The sequence below is a fragment of the Brevibacillus brevis genome (assembly GCF_001039275.2).
Classification (GTDB): Bacteria; Bacillota; Bacilli; order Brevibacillales; family Brevibacillaceae; genus Brevibacillus; species Brevibacillus brevis_C.
In genome coordinates, this window is sequence record NZ_CP030117.1 from 5,764,547 (window position 1) to 5,789,779 (window position 25,233).

Below are 25,233 nucleotides of genomic sequence, written 5' to 3' on the forward strand. Positions count from 1 at the left end.
GGTCGCACGAGGGTCTACTTCAAGTACGGCATTGGGTTAACTGCTACGTCATTTTTATAGACGGTAAAGTGTACGTGATTTCCGGTTGAGCGACCTGTTGATCCTACCTCTGCGATCTTTTGACCTCTCGATACAGCTTGCCCAACAGAAACCTTGATACCTCCCTCGCGAATATGACCGTACAGAGTGGTATATTCCGCGTTATGCTTGATCATTACTGTATTCCCGTAGCCGCCGTTATATCCTGCAAAGAGAACGATTCCGTCAGCCGCTGCCATAATTGGCGTACCCTTCCGTGCTGCCATATCTAAACCATTATGCCCAGCCGAGCGGCCTGTAAACGGGTCTGACCGCATTCCGAAGCCTGAAGTGAAGCGGAATTGTCCACTTGCGACAGGCAAGGCAAACTTTCCACCCTTGTAGCCTGTACTAGATGCGCTCATCGCACGTACTCGCTCTGCATATTTAGCTGATTCCTGTTTGGTGATAGCCAAAAGCTCCTGTCCATACTGCTCCAAATCCACTTCAAGAGCAGATTCTTTCTTATCCAGTTCAGCCTTGACCACTAGACTTTGCTTGTACTGCTTGTCCAATTCGACTTTGAGCTCCTCAGCCTCATCGAACATCCCGGCGTACACAGTCAGTTGATGATCAATTTCTTTCTTTTTTGTCTCGATGGTGTCCTTATCGCGAATGTTATCCTCTAAAATACGCGTGTCCTGCTCTAAAATAAGCTGCAAGGCCTGCATACGCGTCAAAAAGTCCCCAAAGTCAGAGGAGCCGAGAAGTACATCCAAGTAAGAGATCGTGCCGCGTTCATACATTGCTGTCACACGTGTTCTGAGCAAGGCATCCCTTTTCGCCACGCGGTCTTTTGCCTCATCCAGTTGATCCTGCGCATGTGCTGCTTTTTCCTTGGTATCATCCATTTGCTGCTCAAGCTTGTCCAGCTTTTTCTGTGTATCGTTGCGTCGCAAATCGATTTGCATCAATTGCGTTTCCAAGCCTTTTTTCTCTTTTTGCACGACATTGATCTGTTCTTCGGTCTTCTTCAATTGCTGCTGCTGGCTTTTCTTCTTCTTTTGGATTTCTTTTAGCTCTCGATTAATCTTGTCCAAAGAAGCCTTACTAGGCGCTGCCAAGCTCACATTTGTCGGGATCACAGTACCGACTACAAGCCCAGTGATTACGAGTGCTAGCAGGATTCTCTTTCTCATGATACTCCTCCCACGCTCTTCAAATTATTAAACTCGCAAGAAGCGACGTACGGACACCAAACTTCCCCAAATCCCGATGAATGCACCAATCGCCAGCAAAGCCAACGCAACTTGATACACGAGCGGGAATAGCGGCAACAGTTTAAACAGTTGGGAAGCTTCAAAACTGGAGTGAATGGCATCCAGAAGGTAGTAATATCCAACCGTTAACATAATGGTCGGAATCAATGCCCCTGCCACACCCATCATGAGCCCTTCCACAAAGAATGGCCAACGGATAAACCAGTTCGTGGCACCAACCAGCTTCATGATTTCAATCTCTCTGCGACGTGCCACAATTGTCAGCTTAATCGTGTTGGCAATCAAGAACATCGCTGTAAAGCCAAGTCCAATAATAAAGGCAATCCCGACATTACGGACTGCTCCTGTCAAGGAAAACAGCTTTTCCACAGTGCCTTCCCCATAGGTCAGGCTTTTGACATACTGGAGATTTTTAATTTGAGCGGCAACAGCAGCAGTATCTTGCGGTTGCTTCGTTTTTACGACAAACGCATCCGGCAGAGGATTGCTTTCCTCCAATCCTTCAAACAAATACGCTTTTTCACCAAGGCTCTCTTTAAATTGCTTCAGCCCTTCGTCTTTCGGTATAAATGAAACGGACTCCACTTGCGGAAGTTTCTTGATGTTATTCTCAACCTGTGTGATGTTTTCTTTCGTCGCCAGCAAGTCCATGAAGACGCGAATTTCTACTTGCTTTTCCACAGTTTGCGCAAAGTAATTGACATTCATCGCCAGAATGAGGAAAACGCCCAAGATAAAGAGGGTAATGGTCACGGCACTAATTGAAGCGAACGACATCCAGCCGTTCCGCCCGAGGTTTTTGACCCCTTCACGGACATGGCGCCCCAGCGTCCTAATCTTCATAACCGTATTCCCCTCTCTGCTCATCACGGGCAATCTGGCCTGCTTCGATCGCAATCACCCGTTTTCTCATGGTGTTGACAATTTCTCTATTGTGGGTAGCCATGACGACTGTCGTTCCACGCTGATTGATTTCTTCAAACAGCTTCATGATTTCCCAAGAGGTCTCAGGGTCCAAGTTCCCCGTCGGCTCGTCCGCGATAATAATTCCCGGACTATTTACCAGTGCTCGTGCCAAGGCAACACGTTGCTGCTCACCACCGGACAGCTCGTTTGGCAGCATTTTGGCTTTATGCTTGAGCTTTACGAGTCCTAAAACATCCATCACGCGCGGCTTGATTTGTTTTGGATTGCTCTCGATTACTTCCATCGCAAAGGCGACATTTTCAAACACAGTCAACGTCGGCAGCAGCTTGAAGTCCTGGAACACGACACCGATACTGCGGCGGACCAATGGAATTTGACGCTCTTTGATTCTACTGACATTAAAGCCACCCAAGAAGATTTGTCCTTTTGTTGGCTTCTCTTCACGGTACATCAATTTGATAAACGTAGATTTACCCGCACCACTGGGGCCTACTACGTACACAAATTCACCTTTCTCAATCCGAATGTTGATACCTTTCAAAGCATTCGTTCCATTCGGGTATGTTTTCCACACATCGAACATTTCGATCAAGCCAATCACATCCTACTTCGTCAGATCCTTGTCTATGTATCTTGATCCTGAATTTTAAAGTGAAAATCGACAAAACCCCTCTACCCTCTAGCAACCGCTGCCATACCTTGTTGAAAAACAGCGGGATTTCCCATCTTATCCATTATACCACCACGTTTCACGGATGGTATCCACTAAATCTCTCATTTCTTGTCGAAACAGCTTCGATTGTTAACAACTGTCACGAATTAGGGAGAAAATAAGATTGCACATTCCCAACTAGCATCATGGAAAACAGTTGGCTACAATGAGTGTGACAAGAGGGGCATCATAAAAAAGGAGCTGGTTATCTCGTGGAAAATTTTGCTTACCATAACCCGACACAACTGATTTTTGGACGGGGTCAATTGGCCCAGCTCGAGGAAAAAGCAAGACAACTAGGTCCCACTGTTCTTTTGGTATATGGTGGTGGCAGTATAAAGCGAACTGGTCTCTACGACAAAGTGATTTCTCTCCTCCAGTCTGCGGGCTGCCGCGTGCATGAGTTGGCAGGAGTGGAGCCAAATCCACGTCTGAGTACCGTGAACAAAGGAATTGAGCTATGCCGCCAAGAGGGCGTCAATTGGATTCTCGCGGTAGGTGGAGGTAGTGTAATCGACGCGGCCAAAGCAGTCGCGATTGGTGTGCCTTACGAGGGAGATGTATGGGATTTTTATACGCGCAAAGCGGTCGCACAAGCGGCTCTACCCCTCGGTACCGTACTGACACTTGCGGCTACTGGTTCGGAAATGAACCGGGGAAGTGTCGTCACCAACTGGGAGACACAAGAAAAGCATGGAGCTGGTACGACGTTTCCGGCGTTTTCGATTCTGGACCCTGAGCATACATTTAGCGTACCTCGCGACCAAACGATCTACGGAATCAGCGACATTTTGTCCCATGTATTTGAGCAGTATTTCACGCATACAACCGAAATTCCATTGCAAACACGTTTTGCTGAGTCGATCATGAAGACCGTTATCGAAAATGCAGAACGTGTCCTCACCAATCCGGAAGACTACGATGCCCGCGCCAACATCCTGTATTGCGGAACAATGGCATTGAACGGCACTCTCCCGGTTGGCGTCACAACAGACTGGGCAACCCACTCCATTGAGCATGCTGTTAGCGCTGTTTACGACATCCCGCACGGTGGCGGTCTGGCGATCATCTTCCCGAAATGGATGCGCTATGTGTACCGTGAAAACGTCACTCGCTTCGTGCGCTTCGGAACAGAGGTATGGAATGTCGATCCTGCCAGCAAGACAGATGATGAGATCGCCTTGGAAGGGATTGCCGCTACAGAAGCATTCTTTGCGCGTATCGGTGCCCCTACTCGCTTGGCTGATTACGGTATCACCGACGAGCACTTGCAGCTCATGGCCGAAAAAGCCACTCCGTTTGGCCCGATCGGTCAGTTTAAGACGTTGACGAGTGACGATGTGGCACAGATTCTTCGCATGTCTTTGTAAAACACAAACAAACGCCGCCTTCCAGAAATGGGAGTACGGCGTTTGTTACTTTAGTCGTCAGTCTTGATTCAGCCATTTTTTCCGAATAAGATTTCCGCATAACAGCAACAACGGTACACCGATGCTGTAGGTAAAATCATAGAATGGCCAGTACTTCGAAATGATGTCGCCAAAGACGACGATATTGGGCGAGAAAATCGTGGACATCACCATGAGCAAAACGATGTACGGCAAGATCAAAACCTTAAAGTTGTCGATTCGAAAAACATGACGGATTCCCAAATGAAAAAACAGACAATACAGCGTAATTTTGACGCTCACCGCGATAAACCAGATCACCGCGATAATCGCCTCTAGCCGCTGAATGAAATTTCCGAGCTTCAGTTGTTTGATGAGAACATAGGTCGGATAAAAATGCCGCGAAGTCTGATCTGCCCCCAAAACAAGGATACACATCAGCATGATGATGAACAGCACAATTCCCCCAAGCAACGTCCCCAAGAAAAACGATCTCATCCGTTTCTGGATGGGCGAGACAAACGGAAGAACAGCCATAAAAATGACCAGTTCTGAATAAGGAAAGGCAATTGCCGCCGTAGATCCCTGCAAAATAGGCTTCCACCCATTTTCAAATACAGGTTGAATTCTCGATATTTCCGCCTGTGGCAGTAGAGTAATCATGAGTAAACCAAAAAAGAAAAAGAACCAGACAAAATAGATTTCTGCCGATTCTGCGACTGTTTGCAGCCCCAAACTCACACCAAACATAATCACTATGACAAACAACAGCTGTATCGCGAATCTTGGAGTCGCGACTAATAGATGCGTGCCAACAAAGTCGCCAATTTCCATCACATGCGCCCCTGCTGAAAAAAGAGTATAGCTAATAAACGAGAGTGTAATGATCGTTCCCAACACTCTTCCAACGGTTTGATCAACGAAGGTGAAAAAGCTTTGATTCGGATAAAGCTTCCCCACAGCTATGAGTAAGACAATATTGAGCAGTCCCACCCCAAGCCCAACCAGGACGGATATCCATGCATCTTGTTTAGCGAGTGCAGCCGTCATGCCTGGCAGGACGAGAACGGAGTCCCCAATGGTAACAAGGGTGACGAGCATCAATAGTTGACGGGGACTGATCTTGTAGCTCTCTTGCATGATTGCTCCCTGCTCTCTTTAGGCCTTCGATCCCTTTGTACAATTATTTCCTCCATGATTCGGCGCTAAACACGTGGGCATTTCATGCTATGATAAAGAAATATAGGTAAATTTGGAAATGGACTGGAGGACTACAACCATGTACAGAGTAAAAAAGCAGGACGTGATTTATGCCATGTCTCCTGAGAATCGGCCGGTCTTGAGGGTAGAAGCAGGCAGTATCGTAACATTTGAAACCTGCGATTGCTTCGAGGACCAAATCCAATCGGCTGACACCGTGTTTCAAGAGCTTGATTGGAATCGGATCAACCCTGCTTCCGGCCCTATTTTTATAGAAGGAACAGATCCAGGCGATATTTTGGTTGTTCATATTCAGAAAATTGAGATTAAAACTCAAGGCGTAATGGTTACCGGACCAGAACTAGGTGTAATGGGATTCGACCTGCAAGAAAATGTGATCAAAATGATTCCGATACATGATGGAAAAGCTGTCTTGTCAGACAAGCTTCAGGTTCCGATCAATCCCATGATTGGCGTAATTGGAACAGCTCCTGCCAATGAAGCCATTTCATGCGGTACGCCGGGCGACCACGGCGGCAACATGGACTGCAAGCAAATGCGTGAAGGTACTACATTGCTTTTACCCGTAAATGTTCCAGGCGCATTATTTGCCCTGGGTGACCTTCATGCTGCAATGGCTGACGGTGAAGTAGCTGTTTGTGGTGTGGAAATTGCGGGGGAAGTAACCGTAAAGCTCGATGTGATCAAAGGAAAGCAGTGGCCGTTACCGATGGCAGTCAACCAAGAGCACCTGATCACGATTGCGTCGGAAAAAGAGTTGGACAAGGCTGCCGATCGAGCGGTAATCAATATGGTACAATTTCTACACGAAGAGCTGGGGGTAGAAAAGGCCGAAGCCACCTTCCTGCTCTCCGCTGCGGGAGATTTGCGTATCTGTCAAGTCGTCGATCCTTTAAAGACAGCCCGCATGGAGTTGCCTCTAGCGTACGCAACCGCGTTAGGCTTTGATTCGAAAATAGTCGGTAGATAAGGATGGATAGAACGAAAAAAAACCCCAAAGCTTTGGGGTTTTTGCTTTTCCTGCATGTACGTTTTTATGCAGGTGAACCGACATCGATCAGGGATTCAATCATGACCTTTTGACTGTTTTTGTCCACCCAAGCATGTGTTTCTACCAGTTGCTTGCGGTACCAATCAATTTGTACTTCTACCTGATTACGCGCAGTCCCACCCAGCACGTTGCGTGCATTGACAACGGTCTCAACAGCTAGCGCGTCATAAACATCCGCCCCAATATCCTCTGAGAAGCTTTGGAATTCTTCCAGGGTCAGATCGAGAAGATACTTTTGCTGCTCGATGCAGTACAAGACGGTTCTCCCCACGACTTCATGCGCCTGACGGAACGGCATGTCTTTGCGAACCAAGTAATCTGCCAAGTCTGTCGCATTGGAAAAATCGTTGGTAACTGCTTGACGCATGCGATCTGCCTTGACTTGCATTGTCTTAATCATCGGAGTGAGCAACGCTAGTGCCCCATGAATGGTCGCTACCGTATCGAACATACCTTCTTTATCTTCTTGCATGTCCTTGTTGTACGCCAGCGGCAAACCTTTCAATACGGTCAACAATCCAAACAGATTGCCGTAAACACGCCCTGTTTTTCCGCGAACCAGCTCGGCTACATCAGGATTTTTCTTTTGCGGCATGATACTGGACCCCGTACAAAACGCATCGTCTAGCTCCACAAAAGAGAATTCCTGACTGCTCCAAATGACGAGCTCTTCGCACAGACGGGAAAGATGGGTCATGACCAAAGAAGCGTCTGCCAAAAATTCGACGATGAAGTCACGGTCACTCACTGCATCCATGCTGTTTTGATAGATACCGTCAAATTGCAGCAATTCTGCTACAAACGTGCGGTCGATTGGGAATGTCGTACCTGCTAGGGCACCTGCTCCAAGCGGCAGTACGTTCACACGCTTCCACGTCTCGGTCATCCGCTCGATATCGCGTTGCAGCATGGACACATACGCCATCAGGTGATAGCCAAACAATACCGGTTGCGCACGCTGCAAATGTGTATAACCTGGCATGACGGTATCCAGATGCTGGCTCGCTTGCTCAAGCAATGCCTCTTGCAAATACATCGCCAATTGGATAATCTCCATCAGCTTTTCTCTGAGGTACAGGTGCATATCCAACGCAACCTGATCATTACGGCTGCGGCCGGTGTGGAGTTTGCCCCCCACCGGACCGATCTCTTCAATCAGCATCTTTTCAATATTCATATGCACATCTTCGTGCGCTACGAGAAACTCAGCTTGCCCGCGCTCAATTTTCTCTTTAACCTTTTTCAAGCCAGCGATGATCTGTCTTACTTCCTCCATCGGCAGGATGCCGCACTTGCCCAACATGGCAACATGAGCCAGGCTTCCGACGATGTCCTGTCGCCACATTTTCTGGTCGAAAGAAATAGAAGCAGTATACTCTTCTACGAGTTGATTCGTCGGCTTCGTGAAGCGTCCTCCCCAGAGTTTCATTGCTTGATCGCATCCTTTTCATCCAAAATCTTAATGGCCGTGTTTTTATTCTCGTGCAGTACACCCTCGTTTACCTGTGCGTACACCTTTGTAGGCAGACCCCACAGCTTGATGAAACCAAGTGCTGCTTTGTGGTCGAATTGGTCACCTGCATTGTAAGTCGCCAGCTCATGGCTGTAGAGAGACGATGCAGAGGTACGGCCTACAACGATCGCATGTCCTTTGTTCAGCTTCACGCGTACAACACCCGTTACGTGTTTTTGCGTTTCTTCAATGAACGCCTGGACAGCATTGCGAATTGGTGAATACCAGAGACCCTCGTAAATCACTTGCGCCAGTTTTTGCTCAACAATCGGTTTGAACTGAGCGACCTCACGAGGTTGCGTCAAAAATTCCAGCTCACGGTGAGCCAAAATCAAAGTAGTCGCAGCCGGTGTCTCATAAACTTCACGAGATTTGATGCCCACCAAACGGTTTTCCACATGATCGATACGGCCTACGCCATGGTTTCCAGCGATTTTGTTCAGCTTGAGGATCAGCTCAGCAAGTGGTAGCTCTTCGCCGTTCAATGCAGTTGGCTTCCCTTGCACGAAAGTAATTTCGATTTCTTCTGCCTCGTCTGGAGCATCCGTGATCGACTTCGTCAGATCGTATGCACCTTCTGGAGGAGCTGCCCATGGATCTTCCAGAACACCGCACTCGCAGCTTCTGCCCCACAGGTTTTGGTCAATGCTGTATGGATTGTCCAGATCGATTGGGATCGGGATATTGTTCTTTTTCGCATATTCAATCTCTTCGTCGCGCGTCCATCCCCATTCACGAACTGGAGCCACGATTTTGATATCCGGGTTCAGCGCTGTAAAGGAAACATCGAAACGCACCTGGTCGTTTCCTTTTCCTGTGCAACCGTGTGCGACAGCTACTGCGCCTTCTTTTTCCGCGATCTCAACCAGCACGCGCGAAATCAGATAACGCGACAGTGCAGACACTAACGGATACTTCCCTTCGTACATCGCGTTTGCCTTCAGAGCTGGCAATACAAATTCCTCTGCGAATGCATCTTTTGCATCCACTACGATGGATTTCAATGCTCCTACCTGCAATGCTTTTTTCTGTACGAAATCGAGGTCTTTCCCTTCCCCTACATCCAATGCAACTGCAATGACATCGTAGTTATACGTATCTTGCAGCCATTTAATTGCTACTGATGTATCTAAACCGCCTGAATAGGCCAACACAATTTTTTCTTTTGCCATCATTCTCTCTCCCCGTTTCGAAGTTTCTCTTATGCGAGTAATTATACAAACGAACTAATAAAAATACAACTATTTTTCTTGTATATTTCTTGTGAATTCGCAGAAAAAAACGGAGATGCAGAGGAATTATACATTTTTCGCATAAAGAGTTTCTTGTTTTTATGCATACTCATCATCTGTTTATGCATAAACGTTTGCGTAACCAAAAGGGAAACTTATCCAGGGTAGAGAATGAGTGAAAGGAGGAATTCCATAGAAGAAGTCTGTTGGAGGGACTATGAAAACAATTTATTTGGTACGTCATTGTCAGGCTGCTGGCCAAGAACCCGAAGCCCTGCTCACGGAAAAGGGAGAAGTACAAGCTCAGGAGCTTGCCTCCTTCTTCGCTGGTTCTCCCATTGATCGAATCATTTCTAGTCCGTACCATCGGGCGATTGCCACCATCCAGCCTCTTGCACAGGAGCGTGGAATCGTGGTTGAAGAAGACACACGTTTGGTCGAGCGCGTCCTTAGCGGAGTACCACGTGAAGATTGGTTTGAGCGACTGCGCGATACGTTCGATGACATGACGCTTGAATTCGAAGGGGGAGAATCCAGTCTTGCTGCTATAAACCGGGCAAATTCGTTACTCACTGAGATTTTGGCAGATGCGCATAAAGAAATCGTGCTTGTTAGTCACGGATGCCTGCTAGCCTTGCTCATGAAATCAATGGATGACCGCTTTGGCTTTCACGATTGGGAGAAATTAAGCAATCCAGATGTATTCAAGCTTACCTGTCATTTCGAAACCAGAGAGCTCATCCGCATATGGTCGTAAACGAATAAAAACAGTTACAAGGGGCAGCTCATCTGATTGCCTCCTGTAACTGTTTTTGTGGGATGGACTCCATTCCGATAATGCTCTGCAACTCTTCGTACGGCAGTCGCTGAACGATTCTGATAAAATGCTCCGCCAATATCGGATCAAATTGGGTACCGGAGCCCCGTCTGATTTCTTGAAGCGCTTCCTCCACAGGCAAACCTTTTCGATAAGGCCTGTCCGCGACCATCGCATCGAAAGCGTCTGAAATAGCTAAAATTCTCGCCATCAGTGGAATCTCATCCCCGGCTAAACCATCCGGGTATCCCCTTCCGTCTATTCGCTCATGATGGGAGCGGATCGCAGGGAGCAATTCATTGAACATCCCTGCTTGCAAAATAATTTCGTAGCCAATGACCGTATGCTGCTTGATCTTGTCGTACTCTTCCGGGGTCAGCTTTCCTTTTTTATTGAGAATTTCGTCTTCGATGCCAATTTTTCCAATGTCGTGCAGGATTCCCCCGATATAAACATCCTCCACTTTTCTTTCGGACAACCCAATATCTCTCGCAATTTCTCTTCCCCAGTAAGCTACACGCTGAGAATGCCCACTTGTGTATCGATCTCGTGCGTCAATGGAAGCAGCCATTGTCGTTAAGAAGTTGTGATTGAATGACTTGACCTCTTCTACTTTTTGCTGAAGCCTTTGAAGGTTGTCATAGTAATGATGAAATACGTAGCTGATCGTAATAAAGGCAATCATCATAGGAATTAGTGTGAGCGGTCCATATGACTCTACTAACCGCGAACCTACTCCGGCTAGAATTAAAAGCAGCAAGTAAGTCGAGGTAAAGCCTTTTGCCATCATCTTTACGGTTCGCGCCCAAGTCATTTGATGAAAATAGGAGATACCCAATCCACATAAAATCAGGTTCACAAACCAATACACAACAGCCAAAAACAAATCGCTAATAATGGGAGAAACAGTTCCGAAGCCCTCGATCCAATCCTTCAAAAACGCTACTGTCCATATAGTCATTAACAATTGCCCAATATTAATGATGGCTTTTAGTGGATTAAACCTTACCAGGAATGCAATGATTAAAGATTCAATAACAGCAGCCCATACTCCAACCCATACTCCGTACAACAAGATACCCGAAAAGATTACAGCATTGTTCACTGTTAAAATCGTATTCGATATACGCACGGGAGCAAAACAGGAAAAAATGGTCAGGAGGGTATAGGTAGATAATACCCCCCAATGCTCACGAACAGCCCATTCAGATGAAGATGTGTAAAAAATATAGATTGCTGCAATGACAAATCCAATCTGTACAACAATCCCCTTTATCCAAACCGCATAATTAGTTTTTTGTCGCATAACTTTTACCTTCGCGAAGTTGTAGTAATGAAATAGGTTTATTCATCAATCGCTGAACAAGTAAAAAGGCGCCTAACATAATAAAAATATCGCCGATGCTAATAATCCGAGGAATGATAGATGGCATGTAGATGACATCCGTCAAAAATGGGAAATTTGAACTTTCCGTCAATACACTATGCTTGAAATTGGTTCCGTTAATCACTGGTTCCAAATCATAAGGAAGCTTTGCTGCTTGGACTAAATCAATTGGCATTTTTCCATTGTTAGACCAAATTGCAATCGCATTCAGAAACCAGCCGATTAAAAATATCCGCATATCTTCAAATTCTCGATTAAAAACGAGGAAAGCCAAAATAAACACATACGCGATCGATATGAAAAGGCCACCGATCGTAGGGAAGAAGACTGCACAAGCCTGCAGCAATATGGTAACGATAAGAAGTTTTATTTGATTGAATTTAGGGAATTCCTTGATTCTCCCCCCTCGCAGCAATGCTACGAGAAAAGATAGGGCAATTACATCCAATAGCATGTTGTTTCCTCCAAGCTTGAAGAAAAAACACCACTCAGCCAAGCGGTGTTTGTTTCTCCAATACGCTTATTATCCAATATGGAAGTTTGCAGAAGTAGCTGCTACGATTGCTACCACCATCATAATTGCCGCGAACCATTTTTTCATTTTCTTTTCCCCCCTTCAGGCATAGTGGAGAAAGCTGGCTTCGCTACTGTCCGTGATGCAGAGGCCAAGCGACCAAGTACAGCCCCTGCTCCCTTTCCTTTTCCATTACGGAAAAGGTTGGATTCGCTACTGGCTCCATACGGACCAAGCGACCAGATACAGTCCGTACTTCCTTGCTTCTTTCCTACCTTTATTTTACACATAAGTGACAAAATTCGGCAATCATAGATTCATAGTCTATTCGATTTAATTACGGCTAGTTCTATTTAACTAGAACTATGTTCACACCAGCGCCGCCAATATCGCCTTTTGTGCGTGCAATCTATTTTCAGCCTGATCAAAAATGACAGAGCGAGATCCGTCGATGACCCCGGTTGTCACTTCTTCCCCACGATGTGCTGGCAAGCAGTGCAAGAAGAGATAATCACGATCTGCCGCTGCTACCAGTTTTTCGTTCACTTGATAGTCGGCAAATGCTTTCAATCGTACCTCATTTTCTTCTTCAAAACCCATACTAGTCCAAACGTCCGTGTATACAGCATCTGCCCCCATGACAGCCTCTATCGGATCAGTGGTTACCATCATTTTTCCACCGCTTTGATTCGCGTATTCTGTAGCCTTTGCGACAATTGTTGCATCCATTTCATAGCCTGCCGGAGTCGCCACCCGCACGTCCAAACCTAGCAGAGCTGCGCCCAGCACCAGTGAGTTCGCCACGTTGTTTCCGTCTCCTACATAGGCGAGCTTGACTCCTTTCAGCTTGCCTTTATGCTCCCAGATTGTCAGCAGATCAGCCAACGCCTGACACGGATGGTACAGATCGGTCAAACCATTGATAATAGGGATCGACGCGTGCAGAGCAAGCTCTTCTACATAAGAGTGGGAAAAGGTGCGAATCATGATGGCATCCACGTACCGAGAGAGAACTTTCGCTGTGTCGCTGATCGGTTCCCCGCGTCCGAGCTGTAGCTCTTTTCCGCTCATGAACATCCCTAGGCCACCCAACTGATGCATCCCTACTTCAAAGGAGACGCGCGTGCGGGTCGAAGCCTTGTCAAAGATCATCCCTAACGTCTTGCCTTGCAAAGGCTGGAATGGCTGTCCCAGCTTTTGCAATTGCTTGACGTGAGCAGACAGATGGAGCAGCTCCATCAATTCTTCCCCGTTGAATTCATCGACGCGCAGGAAATCTTTCCCTTTATGCTTTTGTAACGGCAAGTTTTGAAAGTGTTCCAATATCTTCACTGGCTGCATGCGAGCCACCTCTTTTCTTCATAATAGACTTCACGTATAACTCGAACGTATCGACAGCGGAGAACAACGGCACACCTTGTTGTACCATACGACTTCGCAGAGCAAATCCTGTCCGGCCCTGACGATTGCCTTTCGTCGCAGTTACAAGTGCGAAGGCCGCTTCTTCCTTTTGCAACAGCTCGATCCACGCCTCTTCATCTGCCACGACATGCTTCACGACAATTCCATCGGCTGCAAGCCACTCGGCCGTTCCCGGAGTTGCCGCCAGATTGGCACCATCTGCTTGAATTTGTCGAATCGACTCTCTTATGCCGTCCTGCTTATCTCCATCTGCCAGAGAAATCATGACCAACTGACCTTTTTGCCAGTCGCCGTACAAATTGTCCTTGAAAGCAAAGGCTTTGCCTGCTGCCTCTTCGAAAGAATGCCCCAAGCCGAGAACTTCGCCTGTCGATTTCATCTCTGGACCTAGTACCGGGTCTACACCGTTCAGCTTGATCGTGGAGAAAACTGGCGCTTTGACGACTGCAAACGGAATCTCTGGCAAAAGCCCTGTGCCGTAGCCCATCTCCGACAGCTTTTCACCCAATTGTGCGCGAACCGCCAATTGAACCATCGGGATGCCAGTCACTTTGCTCGTAATCGGTACTGTCCGTGAAGCACGAGGATTTACTTCCAGTACATAAACTGTTTCGCCATCAATGACGAACTGGATATTGATTAACCCGACCGCTTCCATTTCCCTCGCGATTGCTTCTGTATAGCTCGCGATTTTGTGCTTGATGTCATCCGTCAGCTGAGGAGCCGGGAACAAGGCTACACTGTCGCCTGAGTGGATGCCCGCTCTCTCCACATGCTGGAAAATCCCTGGGATAATGACAGATTGTCCGTCGCATACCGCATCTACTTCTGCTTCCTTGCCTGGAACGTATTTATCCACGAGGAGTGGGAAAAACATGCTCATGTCCGGATGGTTCAACCAGTCTTGAATGGTTGCTTGCAGTTCGTCGATATTGTGGACTACTACCATACCTTGCCCGCCAATGACGTACGAAGGCCGCATCAAAACTGGGAAGCCGATTTCCTCCGCTATTGCGGTCGCATCCTCCAAAGACGATACTCCTTTACCGGGGATATGCGGAATATCCAGCTTTCGCAGCATGGTGTAGAACAGCTCGCGATCCTCCGCGCGTTCGATAGCTGTAAGCGACGTACCCATTACTTTCAGCCCCGCATGCTCCAGCTTGGCTGCCAGATTGATCGCGGTTTGACCGCCGAACTGAACCATGACGCCCTCAACCTGTTCGCGTTCTGCGATATGCAGCACGTCTTCTACGTGAAGCGGTTCAAAATAAAGATGGTCGGCAGTTTCATAGTCAGTGCTGACCGTCTCTGGGTTGTTGTTCACAACAACTGCCGCAATCCCACTTGACTGAAGCGCTTTGGCTGCATGCACAGAGCAGTAGTCAAACTCGATACCCTGACCGATGCGAATGGGACCTGAGCCAAGTACCAGTACTTTGCGGCCAGACAATGACTCCACCTCATCTATTCCTTGCCAATCTGAATAGTAGTAAGGGGTTTGGGCATCAAATTCTGCTGCACACGTGTCCACGATTTTATAAGTAGGCGTAATGCCCGATTCTTGACGCAATGATTTGATTTCGGCAGGTGTAGCACCTACCAGTGAAGCGATGGTTTCATCAGCAAACCCGCGACGCTTTGCTTCCAGCAACAGCTCTGGGGCCAGTGTTGTCCTGTCGTGGCAAGACAGCTCTACTTCCAAGTCCACGATTTTACGCAAGCTCCGCAAGAAAAACGGATCGACACCAGTCAGACTGTGCAGCTCACTTTCTGTAAAGCCTTTGCGGATCGCCTCGGCAAAAACAAACAGTCTGATATCAGTCGCTTCCTGCAAGGAATGTGCAAGCTCCTCACGTGTCCATGATGCCAGCTCTGGTCGAGTCAAATGTGTGCAACCCTGTTCCAGGGAACGAACTGCCTTCAAAAGTCCTGCTTCCAGATTGCGAGCGATCGACATGACCTCGCCAGTCGCTTTCATTTGCGTCCCCAGCTTCCGGTCTGCCAGTGGGAATTTGTCAAACGGAAAACGCGGGATTTTGACAACGATGTAGTCCAACGCTGGTTCAAAGCTAGCGTACGTGTATCCCGTGATTGGATTGAGTACCTCATCCAGTCCGTAGCCTAATGCGAGCTTGGCGGCGATCCGCGCGATTGGATACCCAGTTGCTTTGGACGCCAACGCACTCGAACGGCTTACACGAGGATTTACTTCGATCAGCACATACCGATCGGAATTCGGATCAAGCGCAAATTGAATATTGCAACCGCCTACTACCCCAAGCGAACGAATCACTTTCGTTGATACGCTGCGCAGCATTTGGTACTGGCGATCTGTCAGCGTCTGAGAGGGTGCGACGACAATACTGTCTCCCGTATGAATACCTACTGGGTCCAAATTTTCCATATTGCACACGATGATGCAGGTATCATTTGCGTCCCGCATGACCTCGTATTCAATCTCTTTCCAGCCTTTTACACTGCGCTCAATCAGTACCTGACCGATTGGGCTAGCTGCAATGCCACCGGCTGCAACCTTTCGCAAGGACGCTTCATCCCCCGCGATCCCGCCACCTGCTCCACCGAGTGTATAAGCAGGACGGACAATAACGGGATAGCCTATCGCGTTCGCAAACTCGATTGCTGCTTCTACAGATTCGACTGTATCGCTCTCAGGAACTGGCTCTCCGATTTGTTGCATCAATTGCTTGAACAGCTCACGGTCTTCCCCGTTTTGAATGGCAGCCAGCGGCGTACCCAACAGTTGGACGCTGTACTTTTCCAGCACGCCCGCTTCTGCCAGCGAAACAGCAAGATTAAGTCCCGTTTGGCCGCCTAACGTAGGCAAGAGGCCATCGGGACGCTCATTTGCGATAATAGCTGTCACGGATTCCACCGTGAGCGGCTCCAGATATACTTTGTCCGCTACTTGTTCATCTGTCATGATTGTCGCCGGATTGTTGTTCACCAGCACGACCTGCACGCCAGCTTCTTTTAGGGAAAGGCAAGCCTGTGCACCTGCATAATCGAACTCCGCTGCCTGCCCAATGACGATCGGGCCAGAACCAATAACCAATACTTTATGAATGTGTGGCAATTTAGCCATATCTCTTCGCTCCTACTACGCGCATCGACTGCAAGAATTGGTGGAAAATGTGGGATGTATCATTAGGGCCCGGATGTGCTTCCGGATGGAACTGCACACTGAAAACAGGCAGACTGACGTGACGCAATCCTTCGACTGAACCGTCATTGACATTGCGGTAGGAAACCGTTAACTGACGTTTGTCCAGAGACTCTTCCTTGACCACGTACCCGTGATTTTGTGAACTCATATATACTTTGCCAGTCATCAGATCCTTGACCGGATGATTGCTGCCGCGGTGACCGTATGCGAGCTTTTCTGTCTTGCCGCCGTACATCAATGCCAATACTTGATGCCCCAAACAAATGCCCAATGTCGGGTACTGCTCCACAGCTTTGCGCCACTCGCTGCAATACGCAAGCAAGTGCTCCGGATCGCCAGGCCCATTGGAAAACAACAAGCCGTCTGGTGCGAGCGTATTGATTTGGGCAAAACTCGTATCAAAAGGAACGACCGTGACACGGCAGCCCTGTTCGAGAAGGGCATCCAAAATCGATTGCTTCATGCCGAGGTCAATCATGACGACATGCTCCCCTGTTCCCGGATACCGCTCCACTTGTTGTCTGGATACATTGGCAACTAATGATTTCTTGGCGTGCTTGTAGCGTAGGGACACAACTTCCTCTACCTGCATAGGCTGATCGGAAATGACACCGAATACGGTACCGTCTTGACGAACGCGCTTTGTAATCGTTCGCGTATCAATCCCTGCAAGGATCGGGAAACCAAATGCTTCTGCCGCTTGGGCCAAAGTCATGTTTGATTCGTAATGGCTTGGCTCCGTGCATAGCTCGCTGACAATCATCCCTGTCAATGCTGGCTTGGCTGCCTCATAATCCTTTTCGTTAATCCCGTAGTTTCCGATCAAGGGATACGTGAAAGTAACGATTTGCCCTGCAAAAGAAGGGTCTGTCATCACCTCTTGGTATCCCGTCATTCCTGTATGAAAAACCACTTCTCCGAGTCCGTTAATTGGAGCGCCATACAGCTTCCCTGTAAAAACCTCGCCGCTCTCCAGCGTTAAATACCCTGTTCCTAACGATTGCTTCTCTCTATTCATCTATAAAGCCACTCCTCTCCAATGGGCACCGGCCTAATCGCTCTTAACGAAAATTTATGCAACCTTTTGTATTAATATACATTTGAGATTATAAAAATGCAACGAGTTTTTTGGCCACTTCCACCCGTTGCATTCTTTTCTTTTTCATCTAAACCTGAGATAGTGCCTCGCTTAATACAGCAATAGCCTGCTTTACTTCCTCATCGGTCGTTACAAACGATGGCAAGAGTCTCACTACTTGTGGGCCAGCCATCAGCAGAATGACTCCTTTTTCCCGTGCATACGCAACCGGCTCACCAGCAGGAATCGTTAGCTCCACACCGAGAAGCAATCCTTTTCCCCGAACCGTAACCACTTTGTCTGGATGCTCTGCCTTGAGCTTCTCTAGCTCTTTGATCAATACGTCATGGATATGGGCTACCCGATCCAAAGTCTGCTCCTCTTCCATCGTCGCAAGCGTCGCGATTCCAGCAGTTGCTGCCAATGGATTCCCTCCAAAAGTAGTACCATGCGTACCCGGAGCAAACGCTTCTGCTACTTCTTTGGTCGCGACGACCGCTCCAATCGGGAACCCACTTCCCAAGCCTTTTGCCAATGAAATCGCATCTGGCTTCACGTCATATTGCTGGAAGGCAAACCATGTACCCGTGCGACCAACCCCAGTTTGAATCTCATCGATTAACAGGAGCAATCCGTGCGCATCGCACAATTCACGCAGCGACTTCACCCACGCTTCTTCTGCCGGATGTACACCGCCTTCTCCCTGAACCAGCTCCAGCATGATCGCGCATGTTTTGTCTGTAATGGCTGACTTGACTGCATCGAGGTCGTTGTAAGGAACGGTGACAAATCCTTGCGGCAATGGTGCGAATCCGTCCTTCACCTTTTCCTGTCCAGTAGCCGTCAGGGTAGCTAATGTCCGTCCATGAAAAGACTGTTCAAAGCTGATGATTTCGTAACGGTCGGTCCCCTTTACTTTTTGTGCATAGCGGCGGGCGAGCTTGATCAAGCCTTCATTCGCCTCCGCTCCACTGTTACAGAAAAAAGCCTGATCCAGCCCAGACAGACGGCTCAGCTTTTCCGCCAAAATCTCTTGTTGGGGAACATGCACCAGATTCGAGCAATGCCACAACGTATCGAGCTGTTCGTGCAGCTTTGCCGTTACTTTTGGCGGGACATGCCCTAACGAGGTCACAGCAATTCCTGACGTAAAATCGAGATATTGCTTGCCTTGATCATCCCACACCTGGTTTCCTTGTCCTTTTACCAAACTGATTGGCCATCTCGCATAGTTATTCATGAGATGCACAGGCGCTGTTGTTGTATGCATTTTCATTTCCCTCCTACCTAAACGTAATTAACATTCATACGAACGGTTGTCCCAACTGTTTGCCCCGCACAAACACCGAGCAGATCTTCAGCGGTTCCCCGGCAGATGACAACTTGCTCCACGCCCTGTCCGAGAGCGTCGAGAGCTGCCTGAACCTTCGGAATCATTCCACCAGTAATAATCTCTGCCTGAATCATTTCCTGTATCCCTTCTGCACTTGTAGCTGGCACTACTGCCTTGGTTCCATCTGGCTGTGACTGCATGATGCCCGGAACGTCTGTCACCATGATCAGTTTTTCGGCGCTGAGTGCTGCTGCAATCGCGCCTGCGGCTACATCAGCATTGACGTTAAATGTCTCTTTCCCATCTTCACTAACGGAAAGGGGTGCGATCACCGGGACGTAATTCTGCCCAAGAATCGCTTTCGGAATGGTCGTATCAGCCTTTTTGATTTCTCCTACCCACCCGAGTGGCTTTGGCGTTTTAGTTGCCAAAAGAGTCTGACCATCGATGCCACTAACTCCCCATGCCTTGGCTCCTGCCTGCGTTAGCCTTTTTACGAGCGCCTTGTTGATACTGCCGCACAAGACCATCTCTACAACTCGCAGCGTGTCCTCGCAGGTAACACGAAGCCCATCGACAAATTGCGGTGTAATCTGAACTTGATCGAGCATACTGTTAATAGCAGGTCCGCCCCCATGGACAATGACGATCTTTTGTCCTTGTGCCTGCAGTCCAGCAATCGCCTGAAAGAAGGAGTCCGGTAGCTGATCCATGGTGCTTCCGCCACATTTGATCACGACAATTCCTTGCATCTGCTCTCCTCCTCTACGGGTATACGGGTACAAGCGGCAAGCCCGTTTTCTCAGGCAAATCAAACATGACATTCATGTTTTGTACGGCTTGACCGGCTGCGCCCTTCATCATATTGTCGATTACCGACAGCAAGATAACACGCTTCGTGCGCTGATCAACATGAATAGCGATATCGCAGTAATTAGAGCCATAGACTTCTTTTGTATGTGGATGACTGCCTGCAAGACGTACACGCACAAAAGGCTTATCCGCATAAGCAGCTTCGTATAGCTCCTGGATTTGTGCTTGTGTGACATCAGTCGTTAGTTGTCCATAAGCCGTGACTAAAATCCCTCGGGTCATCGGCACCAGATGCGGCGTAAATTGAACAAGTGTCTCTTCCCCGCTTTGTTTTTGCAGCTCCTGTTCAATCTCTGGTGTATGCTGATGACTCGCAACTTTATAGGCATGAATGCTTTCATTAATCTCGCTGTAATGAACACCGAGCGATACTCCACGTCCAGCGCCGGACACACCTGATTTGGCATCGATGATCCAACTGTTAGGTTGCACCCAGCCTGTCTTCACCAGCGGAAGCAGGGCGAGGAGCGTAGCAGTTGGATAGCAGCCTGGATTTGCTATGAGACTGGCACCCGCCACTTTCTCTTGATTCCACTCGGTTAAACCGTAAACGGCTGTTTCTACCCATTGGGAAGGGGCCGGCTCATGTTTGTACCACTTTTCGTAAACCGCACCATTTTCCAGACGAAAATCCCCGGATAAATCAATGACCTTTACGCCTTTTTCGACCAGCTTTGGACTCAGCCCGCTACTTACTCCCGCAGGCGTAGCAAGGAAGATCAAATCGTTCACACCGCTCATGCTGTCTGCATCAATTGGTGATAATGTGGGCAACCCGAGCCCCGCTGCATGTGGAAACGATTTTTCCAAGCTCTCTCCTTCTGATGAACTTGAATATAAATTGGCAATCTCAACATGCGGATGCCCAGCCAAAAGACGGATCAACTCCGCGCCACCATACCCCGTTGCTCCAACAATCCCGACCCGAACCATGCTCTCTCCCCTTTATTCCATTCTGTATTTTTATACATGAATAATAATAAAAATCCACATAGAATACAACAGAAAAACTTTTTTACGTCCAAAGAAAAAAGCGCCCGATTGCTCGAGCGCTGGTTTGTTGCCCTGTTTACTTTTTGTCCGCTAACCATGCAGCGATGTTTTCTGCATCTTTTCCTTTGACGAGACCCGGAGGCATTGATCCTTTTCCTTTTTCCAAAATGCCCAGAATCTGCTCCTTGTTCAACTGACTACCGATCTTTTGCAGGTTCGGTCCAACTGCCCCTTCCAACGTCTGTCCGTGGCAGCCTGCACAGGTATTTTTGAACATAGTTTCTGCAGTTGCTGCATCATAGCTGCCAGATGGCGTCGTCGAAGGTGTTTCTGTTGCTGGTTTTTCAGCTGCCGGCGTTTCTGTTGCTGGTTGTTGTGCTGGTGGCTGTGTTTGCTTGCTGGTACCACAGGCACTTAGCGAGAATGCGAGTACAGCCGCTGTTAAAACGAGTGGAATGCGTTTCAAGGCTGTTCCCTCCTTTTTTCGGATTTCTTCGCTAAGTATGCCTCCGACTACCACTTCTCATTCTTGCTATAGCCATTTAGGATAAAGGAAACTCTAACGGGCTCCATTCACGTAGCTCCAACGTCCGTGCGCCTTCCACGACAACTGGATCAGCTTCAGCCAATTTTCGAGCTTCTTCCAGAGAATCCGCTTTGTAAATAACCAATCCGCCAAGCTTATCTGTGAAGGGTCCTGCCATGAACACTTTTCCCTGCTTGTACAAATCATTGATATACGTAAGATGCGCAGGTCTTACTTGAGCATTCAGCTCTTGATTGACGATTGGCAAAAATGCGGCATATAACATGGACGGTTTCTCTCCTTTTTCATGACCTTGTTCTTTCATGAAGTATAACATAATTATGAATACGGACTTTGGTCTGGTAGGATTTTTCCTTTCTACAGCGAACGATTCAAAGGTAGCAAGTAGCAACAGAGAGGCGGATAGGTATGGGCACGCAGATACAGTTATATACATCTCTCTTCCACAACAATCCTGACGCTGTTTTCATGTTCGACATGCAGGGCAGATTCACAGGAGTAAACGCTGCTGGTGAAGCATTGGTAGGATATACCTCTCAAGAATTGCTGCGGATGAAAATTTGGGAAATTCTCGCTTCTACAGAAGGTCTCGACAGTAAGAAACAACAACAAATCCTTTCTACAGGAATCAGAAAAAATAAGCATTATCAGTTGCTCCATAAAAGCGGGCAGGTTGTGGAAATTATCGCTTCCAGCTTTCCCATTTTTCAAAACGGCGAAATCATCAGTCGCTATTCCATTGCAAAAAACGTCACGCAGCAAAAGAAAATGGAAGAGGCTCTTCACCAGATGCAAGAGAACTTTCGGCTAATCTCCGAAAACATTATGGATTTGATTTTTATTGTAAATGTGGATGGAATTATTACCTACGCTTCCCCTTCTGTTCAGGCGGTTACTGGTCTCACGATTGATCAAGTGATCAACCAGCATTTTTCGATCTTGATTCATCCTGAGCAAGTAACCAACGCCAAGAGCGATTTTGCTCGAATGATGAAGCAGAAGATCACACTCGACGCCGAGTACCATTACCTGCACCCAGACGGTAGAATGTTGCTGTTCGATGTGAAAGGAACACCTGACATTTGTTCGAACGGTAATATTCTCAGCACGGTTTTTGTAGCACGTGATATTACAGAACGTCGGCAATCAGAGGAATTGCTTCGTTACTCTGACAAGCTGTCTGTTCTAGGGGAGCTTGCCGCAGGAATCGCCCATGAAATTCGCAATCCACTTACGGCTTTGAAAGGGTTTATTCAACTCATGGAAGGGGACGAGTTCGCCAATCAGCAATACTTGCAAATTATGCGATCGGAAATCGAGCGGATCACTTCGATTACCAGTGAGCTTTTGATTATGGCCAAGCCGCAAGCGTTGCGATTTGCTCCCAACGGCCTTTTGCCATTGCTTTCGTCTGTCATTAAGCTTTTGGAACCACAAGCACTTCTAAAAAATGTATCCATTCTTACTGATTTTCCGCAAGTTACGTCCCTCATATTGTGTGAGGAATATCAAATCAAGCAAGTCTTCATAAACATTATAAAAAACGGCATGGAAGCCATGCCGTTAGGTGGAAATCTCACAATCAAGGTTGTAGAGCGCTCTTCCGATGTTGTCATCCGAATCAGCGATCAAGGACAAGGCATCCCTGCCGAGCTACTTCCCCGATTAGGAGAGCTTTTTTATAGTACAAAAGAAACAGGAACTGGCCTGGGGTTAATGGTAAGCACAAAAATTATTCGCGATCACGGCGGTACAATCAACATCGCAAGCGATGTCGGCAAAGGAACCACCGTATCGATTTCCATACCAAAAGCCTTGAAGCCTTCTGTTTCGTTTAACGATTAATCTGCGCGCGCAGATAGGCATCGATAAACGAATCAATATCACCATCCATGACTGCTTGAACGTTTCCTACCTCCATATTCGTCCGGTGGTCTTTTACCAGACTGTATGGGTGGAAGACATAGGAACGAATTTGGCTGCCCCATGCAATATCTTTTTGTTCACCTTGAATCGCGGCCAACGTTTTCTCTTGTTCTTCCCGTTTTTTCTCAAACAGTCGTGCCGTCAGCATCTTCATCGCACGCTCCCGGTTTTTAATCTGGGAGCGTTCTGTTTGACACGTCACCACAATTCCAGAAGGCAAGTGAGTAATCCGTACAGCGGAGTCAGTCGTGTTGATATGCTGACCACCCGCACCACTGGAACGATACGTATCGATTTTCAGGTCTTCTGTACGTATGTCTACCGCATTATCGTCTTCGATCTCCGGCAGGACGTTGCAAGACACAAACGATGTGTGACGACGTCCAGAGGCATCAAACGGAGATATCCGCACAAGACGATGAACCCCTTTTTCTGATTTGAGGTAGCCATACGCATTGTAGCCCTTAATGAGCAGAGTAACACTTTTTACACCGGCTTCATCCCCAGGCAAATAGTCCAATGTTTCAACCTTGAAGCCCTTGGCATCCCCCCAACGTGTATACATACGTAGAAGCATGGACGCCCAATCCTGGGACTCTGTACCACCCGCTCCCGGATGCAGCTCCAGAATGGCGTTGTTTTTGTCGTATTCATCACTCAAAAGCAATTCCAGCTCAAAGCTCTCAAATGACTTCCGCAGCTCCTGCGTACTGTCATACAAATCTGGAATGAGGGACGTATCCCCTTCTTCGATAACGAGCTCCAGCATTACCTGGAGATCCTCGTACTGAGAATCCAGCTTGGTCATCGTCTCTACCAGGCTTTTGATTGCATTCAGTTCACTGATTGTCTTCTGCGCTGCATCATTGTCATCCCAAAAATCGGGTGCCAGCATGCGCTCTTCCAGTTCACCGATTCGTTCCTGTTTTACTGGGAGGTCAAAGAGACCCCCTAATATCCGCTAAACGCTTAGCCATGCTAGACATCTCTTGTTTGATGTCCGCAATATCGATTAATGCCATGTTGCGAATCACCTTCTCTTTACGTAAGCTATGTTTTATTGTAACGTAATTTGCCAGATGCGCAAATACGGCAGCTTGTCACGTTTAGAAAAGGGACTTCGCCGCTACACTTTGTCACGTTGCCACCGGTGGTGATGGCGAGGATCTGAGGTCTCGGATTTCATGTGGTTGTTTATTTTCCGCCTGCGGTGCGGTAACCAAATAGAGATGCGTACGCCGAGCTTGGCTTGTTTTCAGCTGGTAGGCTTTCTTGATGAGGGCTTGTCGCTTCCAGTTGTGTGTTTTTCGATATTTTTTGGCTAGCGGACTTTCACGCGTCCGATCCACCATTCCATTCGGCGGTGCAATCAAGGCCTCATTCCAATTCGGCTCCGGAATTTCCTCTATCAGTCGCTTGTCCTCAAAGACCGGATCTTGCGCTGAGATGACTCTCGGTAATTCAAATCCCTCCTCCTTTTCAATCAGTTGTACTTTTTTATTTTCTTTTCCTGTCTTTAGCACTGCTTTTAAAGTAACGGAAATGCGCTCCATAATATTCTTCGTTTGTATCCCCATCACGTTCACTGACGTTCTCATTTGTTCATTCCCCCGTCTTCGTGAATTTTTGGTAAAAGTGTTGTACTTACGATTCTATTTATTTTTCAGATAATTACCACTTGAATCGTTCGATCACATCTACCAGTGTTAGACAAATAGATCGTTAATATCAGACGAGGAAGAATAGATGAGGACGAATACTGTCAAGGCATTAGGAATGGGCAAGAAAAAAACATTCCCCTCGTACCGAATTTG

Annotated in this window: 22 protein-coding genes; 4 read left to right on the top strand and 18 right to left on the bottom strand. The window is 47.7% G+C overall.

Annotated elements, in window-relative coordinates:
- Positions 1-14 precede the first annotated feature (14 nt).
- The 3 genes from AB432_RS27415 to ftsE are packed head-to-tail and all read right to left on the bottom strand — an operon-like array spanning position 15 to position 2,817.
- Positions 15-1,217 carry a murein hydrolase activator EnvC family protein gene (locus tag AB432_RS27415; RefSeq protein ID WP_048034986.1) on the bottom strand — a complete coding sequence of 401 codons (1,203 nt, stop codon included), beginning with the start codon at positions 1,215-1,217 and terminating at the stop codon, positions 15-17.
- A 27-nt stretch (positions 1,218-1,244) separates the two neighbouring features.
- Entirely contained in the window at positions 1,245-2,141 is an 897-nt protein-coding gene (gene ftsX, locus AB432_RS27420; RefSeq protein ID WP_048034987.1) for a permease-like cell division protein FtsX, read from the bottom strand.
- A complete protein-coding gene (gene ftsE, locus AB432_RS27425; protein WP_007718270.1) occupies positions 2,131-2,817 on the bottom strand; it encodes a cell division ATP-binding protein FtsE in 687 nt (228 codons plus the stop codon). Before ftsE ends, ftsX begins: the two co-directional genes overlap by 11 nt.
- Positions 2,818-3,149: 332 nt before the next feature.
- On the opposite strand from ftsE, the gene AB432_RS27430 reads away from it, so the two are divergent.
- Complete coding sequence (locus tag AB432_RS27430; RefSeq protein WP_048034988.1) at positions 3,150-4,307, top strand: iron-containing alcohol dehydrogenase; 1,158 nt, start codon at positions 3,150-3,152, stop codon at positions 4,305-4,307.
- 57 nt (positions 4,308-4,364) lie between these two features.
- Here the strand turns inward: AB432_RS27430 and AB432_RS27435 are convergent, their stop codons facing one another.
- Complete coding sequence (locus AB432_RS27435) at positions 4,365-5,465, bottom strand: GerAB/ArcD/ProY family transporter (RefSeq protein ID WP_048034989.1); 1,101 nt, start codon at positions 5,463-5,465, stop codon at positions 4,365-4,367.
- A gap of 139 nt (positions 5,466-5,604) precedes the next feature.
- Here AB432_RS27435 and AB432_RS27440 point away from each other — a divergent pair, with 139 nt between their 5' ends.
- A complete protein-coding gene (locus tag AB432_RS27440; protein WP_048034990.1) occupies positions 5,605-6,516 on the top strand; it encodes an acetamidase/formamidase family protein in 912 nt (303 codons plus the stop codon).
- Positions 6,517-6,580: 64 nt separating this feature from the next.
- On the opposite strand, the gene argH is transcribed toward AB432_RS27440, so the two are convergent.
- Positions 6,581-8,026 carry an argininosuccinate lyase gene (gene argH / locus AB432_RS27445; protein WP_048034991.1) on the bottom strand — a complete coding sequence of 482 codons (1,446 nt, stop codon included), beginning with the start codon at positions 8,024-8,026 and terminating at the stop codon, positions 6,581-6,583.
- Positions 8,023-9,282 carry an argininosuccinate synthase gene (locus AB432_RS27450; protein ID WP_048034992.1) on the bottom strand — a complete coding sequence of 420 codons (1,260 nt, stop codon included), beginning with the start codon at positions 9,280-9,282 and terminating at the stop codon, positions 8,023-8,025. Before AB432_RS27450 ends, argH begins: the two co-directional genes overlap by 4 nt.
- Before the next feature lie 277 nt (positions 9,283-9,559).
- Here AB432_RS27450 and AB432_RS27455 point away from each other — a divergent pair, with 277 nt between their 5' ends.
- On the top strand, positions 9,560-10,099 hold the full coding sequence (locus tag AB432_RS27455; protein WP_048034993.1) for a histidine phosphatase family protein: 540 nt from the start codon (positions 9,560-9,562) through the stop codon (positions 10,097-10,099).
- 28 nt (positions 10,100-10,127) lie between these two features.
- Here AB432_RS27455 and AB432_RS27460 read toward each other — a convergent pair whose 3' ends face one another.
- The 10 genes from AB432_RS27460 to AB432_RS27505 all read right to left on the bottom strand — a co-directional run bounded on the left by AB432_RS27460 (position 10,128) and on the right by AB432_RS27505 (position 21,758).
- Positions 10,128-11,465: an HD-GYP domain-containing protein gene (locus tag AB432_RS27460; protein ID WP_048034994.1), complete on the bottom strand. Its 1,338-nt coding sequence runs from the start codon at positions 11,463-11,465 to the stop codon at positions 10,128-10,130.
- Complete coding sequence (locus tag AB432_RS27465; protein ID WP_048034995.1) at positions 11,449-12,000, bottom strand: DUF5317 family protein; 552 nt, start codon at positions 11,998-12,000, stop codon at positions 11,449-11,451. Before AB432_RS27465 ends, AB432_RS27460 begins: the two co-directional genes overlap by 17 nt.
- Before the next feature lie 429 nt (positions 12,001-12,429).
- Entirely contained in the window at positions 12,430-13,401 is a 972-nt protein-coding gene (gene argF / locus AB432_RS27470; RefSeq protein ID WP_048034996.1) for an ornithine carbamoyltransferase, read from the bottom strand.
- On the bottom strand, positions 13,346-16,588 hold the full coding sequence (gene carB / locus AB432_RS27475) for a carbamoyl-phosphate synthase (glutamine-hydrolyzing) large subunit (RefSeq protein WP_048034997.1): 3,243 nt from the start codon (positions 16,586-16,588) through the stop codon (positions 13,346-13,348). Before carB ends, argF begins: the two co-directional genes overlap by 56 nt.
- The gene (locus tag AB432_RS27480; protein ID WP_048034998.1) at positions 16,581-17,687 is read right to left on the bottom strand and encodes a carbamoyl phosphate synthase small subunit; all 1,107 of its coding nucleotides are present in this window, start codon (positions 17,685-17,687) and stop codon (positions 16,581-16,583) included. The genes carB and AB432_RS27480 overlap by 8 nt, the downstream gene beginning before the upstream one ends.
- A 148-nt stretch (positions 17,688-17,835) precedes the next feature.
- Positions 17,836-19,017: an aspartate aminotransferase family protein gene (locus AB432_RS27485; protein ID WP_048034999.1), complete on the bottom strand. Its 1,182-nt coding sequence runs from the start codon at positions 19,015-19,017 to the stop codon at positions 17,836-17,838.
- Between the two features lie 17 nt (positions 19,018-19,034).
- Complete coding sequence (gene argB, locus AB432_RS27490) at positions 19,035-19,832, bottom strand: acetylglutamate kinase (protein ID WP_048035000.1); 798 nt, start codon at positions 19,830-19,832, stop codon at positions 19,035-19,037.
- 13 nt (positions 19,833-19,845) lie between these two features.
- Complete coding sequence (argC, locus tag AB432_RS27495) at positions 19,846-20,886, bottom strand: N-acetyl-gamma-glutamyl-phosphate reductase (RefSeq protein ID WP_048035001.1); 1,041 nt, start codon at positions 20,884-20,886, stop codon at positions 19,846-19,848.
- 136 nt (positions 20,887-21,022) lie between these two features.
- Positions 21,023-21,412 carry a c-type cytochrome gene (locus tag AB432_RS27500; RefSeq protein ID WP_026043384.1) on the bottom strand — a complete coding sequence of 130 codons (390 nt, stop codon included), beginning with the start codon at positions 21,410-21,412 and terminating at the stop codon, positions 21,023-21,025.
- A 76-nt stretch (positions 21,413-21,488) separates the two neighbouring features.
- On the bottom strand, positions 21,489-21,758 hold the full coding sequence (locus AB432_RS27505; protein WP_047069739.1) for a YciI family protein: 270 nt from the start codon (positions 21,756-21,758) through the stop codon (positions 21,489-21,491).
- A 143-nt stretch (positions 21,759-21,901) separates the two neighbouring features.
- Here AB432_RS27505 and AB432_RS27510 point away from each other — a divergent pair, with 143 nt between their 5' ends.
- On the top strand, positions 21,902-23,338 hold the full coding sequence (locus tag AB432_RS27510; RefSeq protein WP_048035002.1) for a PAS domain-containing sensor histidine kinase: 1,437 nt from the start codon (positions 21,902-21,904) through the stop codon (positions 23,336-23,338).
- On the opposite strand, the gene prfB is transcribed toward AB432_RS27510, so the two are convergent.
- Together prfB and AB432_RS27520 are read right to left on the bottom strand one after the other, a co-directional pair.
- Positions 23,328-24,441 (bottom strand): peptide chain release factor 2 gene (gene prfB / locus AB432_RS27515; RefSeq protein ID WP_113732290.1). Its coding sequence is split into 2 segments (ribosomal slippage): positions 23,328-24,359 and positions 24,361-24,441, totalling 1,113 coding nucleotides; the frame shifts between segments, so codons are not numbered across the junction. The genes AB432_RS27510 and prfB overlap by 11 nt on opposite strands.
- A gap of 114 nt (positions 24,442-24,555) precedes the next feature.
- On the bottom strand, positions 24,556-25,017 hold the full coding sequence (locus AB432_RS27520) for a hypothetical protein (protein WP_048035004.1): 462 nt from the start codon (positions 25,015-25,017) through the stop codon (positions 24,556-24,558).
- Between the last annotated feature and the right edge of the window lie 216 nt (positions 25,018-25,233).